At 65.5% G+C, this 5,642-nt stretch carries 7 protein-coding genes; 2 read left to right on the forward strand and 5 right to left on the reverse strand.

Features of this window, described 5'->3' with window-relative positions:
• Positions 1–512: hypothetical protein (locus IFT51_RS14630; RefSeq protein WP_197982091.1), on the reverse strand; the 512-nt coding region annotated here is incomplete at its 3' end.
• A gap of 893 nt (positions 513–1,405) precedes the next feature.
• Here IFT51_RS14630 and IFT51_RS14635 point away from each other — a divergent pair.
• Positions 1,406–1,720, forward strand: coding sequence for a hypothetical protein (locus IFT51_RS14635; protein ID WP_192061824.1), 315 nt, complete (start codon positions 1,406–1,408; stop codon positions 1,718–1,720).
• Positions 1,721–1,788: 68 nt separating this feature from the next.
• On the opposite strand, the gene IFT51_RS14640 is transcribed toward IFT51_RS14635, so the two are convergent.
• Both IFT51_RS14640 and IFT51_RS14645 read right to left on the reverse strand, forming a co-directional pair.
• The gene (locus tag IFT51_RS14640) at positions 1,789–2,187 is read right to left on the reverse strand and encodes a hypothetical protein (RefSeq protein WP_192061825.1); all 399 of its coding nucleotides are present in this window, start codon (positions 2,185–2,187) and stop codon (positions 1,789–1,791) included.
• Positions 2,184–3,308: an RHS repeat-associated core domain-containing protein gene (locus IFT51_RS14645; RefSeq protein ID WP_192061826.1), complete on the reverse strand. Its 1,125-nt coding sequence runs from the start codon at positions 3,306–3,308 to the stop codon at positions 2,184–2,186. The genes IFT51_RS14640 and IFT51_RS14645 overlap by 4 nt, the downstream gene beginning before the upstream one ends.
• Positions 3,309–3,443: 135 nt before the next feature.
• Here IFT51_RS14645 and IFT51_RS14650 point away from each other — a divergent pair, with 135 nt between their 5' ends.
• Positions 3,444–3,776 (forward strand): hypothetical protein, encoded by a 333-nt coding sequence (locus IFT51_RS14650; RefSeq protein WP_192061827.1) that lies wholly within the window; start codon positions 3,444–3,446, stop codon positions 3,774–3,776.
• 308 nt (positions 3,777–4,084) lie between these two features.
• Here IFT51_RS14650 and IFT51_RS14655 read toward each other — a convergent pair whose 3' ends face one another.
• Together IFT51_RS14655 and IFT51_RS14660 are read right to left on the reverse strand one after the other, a co-directional pair.
• Complete coding sequence (locus IFT51_RS14655) at positions 4,085–4,363, reverse strand: hypothetical protein (RefSeq protein WP_192061828.1); 279 nt, start codon at positions 4,361–4,363, stop codon at positions 4,085–4,087.
• A partial coding sequence (locus IFT51_RS14660; protein ID WP_192061829.1) for an RHS repeat-associated core domain-containing protein occupies positions 4,363–5,642 on the reverse strand: 1,280 nt, incomplete at its 5' end. The genes IFT51_RS14655 and IFT51_RS14660, both read right to left, overlap by 1 nt.

Below are 5,642 nucleotides of genomic sequence, written 5' to 3' on the forward strand. Positions count from 1 at the left end.
GGGTCGAGCCATTCCTCGCCGACCTGCGTCGCGCCTCCGGGAAGGGTGAACACTGATGCCCCACCGATGGAGACGAGCGCGGGGACATTGCTGGCGGAGTCCCACCAGGTCTCGGCACCGTCGATCGTGGCGAGCTCGCCGAGGGCGTCGACCCAGAGATCGGTGCGCCTCGCTTCGGTGTCGTCGGCCTGATGCTCGACGAGAGCGGCAAGCCAGCCGAGGTCCGACCAGGCGTACTCGACATATGAACCGTCGGATGCGATCTCGCGCACACGGCGACCGAGACCGTCATGGACGTAGTCCAGACGACGGCCATCCGGCAGCGAACGCGACAGCAACTGGCCGGCAGCGTCATACACGGACGACGAAGCGGCCCCGTCGACGGACTCTCGGATCAGACGACCGGCCTGGTCGTAGACCCAGGTCGAATACGACCCTCCGTCCGCTCGCAGCGACGTCAGCTGGCACGCGTCGTCGTAGCCGTACTCGACGCCGCCGTCCGGACCGGTCACCCGGGCGATACGGCCCGCGTCATCCCGCGTGATGCGAGTCGTTCGGGCACCGTCGGCACCAGTCGTCGTGTGTTCGACTAGGTCGCCGTCGGCGTAGGTCCAGCTCTGGAGCAGGTCCCCAGCCGCCGAGCCGATCACGCGCCCCGCGGCATCGTAAGAGACCGACGACTCGACACCGGCGTGCAGAGCTTGAGGGGTGACACCCCTGGCGCGTCGCTCGTTGTGCCTCGCCCTTTGTCGCGACGAACGTCAGCGTTGAGAGTCTCGTAGGTGCGTCAAGCGCATACCTCGCGGCCCCGCTTGGCCCAGCCCGAGTTCTTGACGCGTTAAAGTACTGTCATAACAGCATAACTAGTCGCTGACTACTAGGATCGATGCCGATTGGAAATGACTAGATATCTCAGGTGCGAACCGAAAACAGTGCCAGCCAGGGTTCCGAAAAGCCAAGTTATTTGACCGGTTGCCCAGGGTTCAGAGAGCCAGTTCAAAAGACCTAAGATGCCGAGCAGGCCAAGTAGCATGACGGGATAAGCCCATCTCATTTTCAGCACTGCAAAAATGAACGAGCTGAAGACGGCTCCTGCTAAGAGTGTCCCAATGATAATGGGTAATGCAGAAGAAGTCCTAGAGCCTCCGACCATGAAGACAAGCACGATTCCAGCTAGAGACATTACAAAGGCAAAAGCCAGTCGGCCTCGCGATTGTCTTTGGCCAAGTTCATCACTCATTTTTCACGGCTCAGGATTTCGATAGGTCGGAGACCCAGGTCGAATACGACCTCGGATACTGACGTCTATCGGGGATCAGGGGGCGAATCATCGCCTCGACCGGCTCTCTTCGCGACGGTGGCTCGCGACCAGGGACATGCGTACCCGCCTGCAACACCCCCGGCTATGAAGCCGAAGATCCAGGCGTACTGGACGGATCCGACGATGTCCTGGTTCGCGACGATGACGATCATGACCACCGGGACGAGTGCGAGAAGACCGAGACCGATCGCTCTGTTGCGGGGCGGGAAGCCGAAGAGGAGCAGGCAGTACGCGAGTCCGGCGACCAACGTGATGACGGTTGCGAGCACGCCTGCGCCCCCGATCGCTGTGCTGACCCATACCCCGAGCACTAGACCTACGGCGGCCGACATGGCCGCCACCGCGTTGTTCGGTCGCTTCGACCGTCTTGATGCCGCCATCGTCATCACTGTTCTCTAGTCGACGGTCAAGCCCACCTGAAACCGCCTCGTCGGTGCGAAGACCGATTCATACTCGTCCTCGAGAACTCACGATACGAGAGCGCCCCCGGAGATGAGGTAGTCCCGAGCCATGAAGAACTGCGCGCCCACGAAGAATGCCAGGAACGGCACAAAGATCGCGATGAGGAAGACGCGTTCCTTGGGGGGCAGCGGCTGATCCTTGGCCTTCCTGGTCTGCCACCACAGTGTCAGGAGCAGAGCGGGGGCGGCGAACAGCGCGAAGATCGGGATCTGCCACTCGTTGGAGACCCGCGTATAGGAGATCGTCGTGTCGAGGGGTACCCGAGTGAGGACGAAGCCAGCGACGACGAGATCGACCAGCACTCCTGCGGCGAGGAGACGCCGCAGCACGACGGCGGTCCTTCCACCGAGCGGCTTCACCGGCTCGGAAGCCGCTCCGTCTTCACGGGCGGAGTCGTTGTTCACGGAATGATCTCCTGTGTCTCGAGCGCTAGTTTGACCGTGTCGACACCCCAGGCGAGCTGCTGCCCCGCGGCCGCGGAGGCGTAGTGGGCACCGAGGCCGGCACCACCGTCCGGTCCCGGAATCTTCGACAGGGCGGCTCCCGATGTGCCGTCGATGAGCGCCTCTCCGAAACTGTATCCCTCACCGGCGATGGCGTTGCCCGCGAAGTTACCCAGTATGTTGCCTCCACCGCTGAGGCCGTAGTTGACCACGCGCTCAGTAAGGACGTTGTCCATCCGTGCCGCTGCCGGCCCTGCTACGGCGCTCATCGTGCCGCTGATGGCACCACCACCGGCGGCTCCGGCGAAACCGTTCCACGTCCAGTCCTCAGGACGCGTCGTCACCATATACGTACCGGTGTTGCCGGCGCTCCCCACCGTCGCGTTCGCGATGACGCTGCGCCCCAGCTGAGATGAGGCGGCCTGCCCTACGCGGCTTATCGCCTGCTGACCCGCATTCGCTGCTGTCGTCCCGATCCGGCCGCCTGCGTTGCCGACGGCTGTCGCGGCCCGACTCGCGCCGCTCGATACGGAGGCTGCGGCACGGGCGCCCATGGCGCTGGTCGCGAAGACTCCGGCACCCGCTGCTGCGCCGCCCATGACGCCGCCGATCGCGGCATCGACGCCGACCTTGCCCCAATCGACATCACCGGTCGTCGCCTTCTGCTGAATCACGGAGGCGCCTCCCGAGACCAGCGCGCCCGACGCGGCACCGATCAGCACCATGCCCACAGGACCGCCGACGCCGGTGAACATGAGGCCCACGCCAACGGCGATCGCAGCACCAGCGGCGACGTACTCCCAGTTCTCACCCCACCAGTCGCCCGCATCCGCCAGAGCGCCCTGGTTCGCTTTCGCGTAGGCGTCGAGGTCGGCGTCCGTCGCGGGGCGCAGCCCGAGCGGGTCGAGAGTGTGCATCGGGTCGTTCCCCGCATACGAGTACGGGTTCCCGGCCCAGCCTGCGCCCAGCACAGGCGCCAACGGATCGGTCGACAGGAACCCTCGGGTCGACGGGTCGTAGATTCGCGCCCCCAGCCAGTCGAGACCTGCGACCGCGAGGCCACCCGATGCGGACAATTCCACGCCGGCGGGCAGCTCGAGACCGGGGATCCCTGAGGAGGTGCGAAGCGCCTCCCACGGGTCGGTGACGTCGGTCGCGCGGGCGCGCGCCAGGTCGGCTCGAGCTGTTCACCACCGACGGTCGTCGCGCCACCGGGCATGGTCACGACCGGTGCGCCGCCGATCGATACGAGCGACGGCGCAGCACTGGCCGAGTCCCACCAGGTGTCGACACCGTCGATCGTGGCGAGCTCGCCCAGCACATCGACCCAGAGACTCGTCTGCGAGACGACGCCGCCGTCGCTGTCGCGTGCGGTGATCGCCGTGGGCCAGCCGAGGTCGCTCCAGGCGTACTCGGTGAACGAGCCGTCGGTGTCGATCCGGCGGATCCGACGGCCCAGGCCGTCGTGCACGTACTCGACGGAGGCGACCACGACGGTGTCGAGAGCGTCCGTCGTCGACCCGATCCGCGCCTCCTCGGAGAGGAGTTGACCCGCGGCGTCGTAACGGAAGCTGCGCACCCGGCCATCGACCAGCTCAGGCGTCAGCCGGCCGGCGGCGTCGTAGGCGTAGTCGACCCGTCCGTCGACGGTGTCGAGGGCGACGATGCGGGCGTCGTCGTCGCGGATCAACCGCGTCGTGGACGATCCGTCAGGTACCGTGTTCGTGTGGCCGGCGAGGTGCCCGTCGACGTAGTCCCAGGTCTGCAGGTCGGCCCCGGTCGTGGCGCCCACGACCCGACTCGCGGTACCGTACGAGGCTTTCGTAATGAATGCGAGGGTCGCGGGCGACGAATCACTCTATGTGAGTTCTGCCGTCTCGCTGTTTATGTAGCTCATGATCTCAAGCCCAAGAGGACCTCGTCGGGGCCAGCCGTCGAGGATCTGATACGCCGCGAAGTTCAGTTTCTGGAGAAAAACCGACTCGTGTCCTGCGGCTCGTGCGTCGCGAGCCTGCACCAGTGCTTGGAGAACAGAATTGATGAGAATCGGGGACGCTCCGAAGTCCGGACTCTCAGTGCCCAGAGCACTCTCCGACTCCAACCTCATGATCAATTCGTGCAGTCGCCCGTCGCTCATCATTCGATCCTCTCGAGGATGTCCTTGTCTGGAACGACGTACTGTATACCGCCTCCAGGATGGCCGAAATTCGGCCCGACCCGACCGGAAAGAAACTCTGAGCCCTGCGGGATTTTAAATTGAGCCAAGTGTTGCATCGTGTTCCCGTTAGGCAAAGCCAACTCTGACCGCGTCGCAGGCAGCGTAGGTGTCAGGTAGTAGCCGCGCGCCTCGGACTGTCCGCCGTAGTGGCGAATCCCGTATGTGTCTGGACCGGCAGTCTCGATGCGCATCGTTCCCGTTTCGAACGAATCGATCGTCTGACGGTGCAAGACGTCGGGAATGCCCTGGGCCGACATCCAAGTCGATGCATCTGCCCTAGACAGACCGTTAGTCGGCACAAGGTCCCCGAGGCGATTCGTAGCGGACGACCCGACTGGTGCTATCCGGTTGATGGCGGATCCAGCACCGGCAGGCAGTAGCCCCGTAGCCGCGCTACTCGCGGTGGACCGTATGAAGCCGTCGACCGTGTGAGGTCCAGGTGAAGTCGCGTAGCCGGCGGCGTTGCTCGCAACGCCGTCCACGACGACCTCGGCGACGTTGCGGGCCACAGCTGATCCTCCGCGGGCGGCGACCGCGAGGCCTGCGCCGGCCCCGAGTCCACCACCCACGCCACCGATCGCAGCGTCGACGCCGACGCGACCCCAGTCGACCTCTCCCGTCGTCGCCTTCTGCGACGCGATGGAGATACCGCCCGAGAGCATCGCTCCCGACGCAGCCAGAAGAGCCACACCTGCGGGCCCACCGACACCCGTGAACATCAACGCGACACCGGCGACGATCGCGGCACCCGCCGCGACATACTCCCAGTTCTCGCTCCACCAATCACCCGCACGCCCTATGACGCTCTGGTTCGCGGCAGCGTAAGCGTCGAGGTCAGCATCAGTTGCCGGCCGAAGCCCGAGCGGGTCGATAGCGTGCATCGGGTCGTTCCCGGCGTACGAGTACGGGTTCCCAGCCCACCCCGCACCGGTCACGGGCGCCAGCGGGTCCACGGACAGGAAGCCGCGGGCGGCGGGGTCGTAGACCCTGGCGCCGAGCCACTCGAGCCCGCCGATCTGGAGCCCGCCGGTCGCCGTCAGCGACGCCCCACCGGGCAGCTCTAGCCCGGGCAGAGCAGCGGAGGCGCGGCTCGTTCCCCACGGATCAGTCGCATCGGTGGCCCTCGCGCCACGCCATGCGGGGTCGAGCCATTCCTCGCCGACCTGCGTCGCGCCTCCGGGAAGGGTGAACACTGATG

The sequence above is a fragment of the Frigoribacterium sp. CFBP 13712 genome, assembly GCF_014842255.1.
Lineage (GTDB): Bacteria > Actinomycetota > Actinomycetes > Actinomycetales > Microbacteriaceae > Frigoribacterium.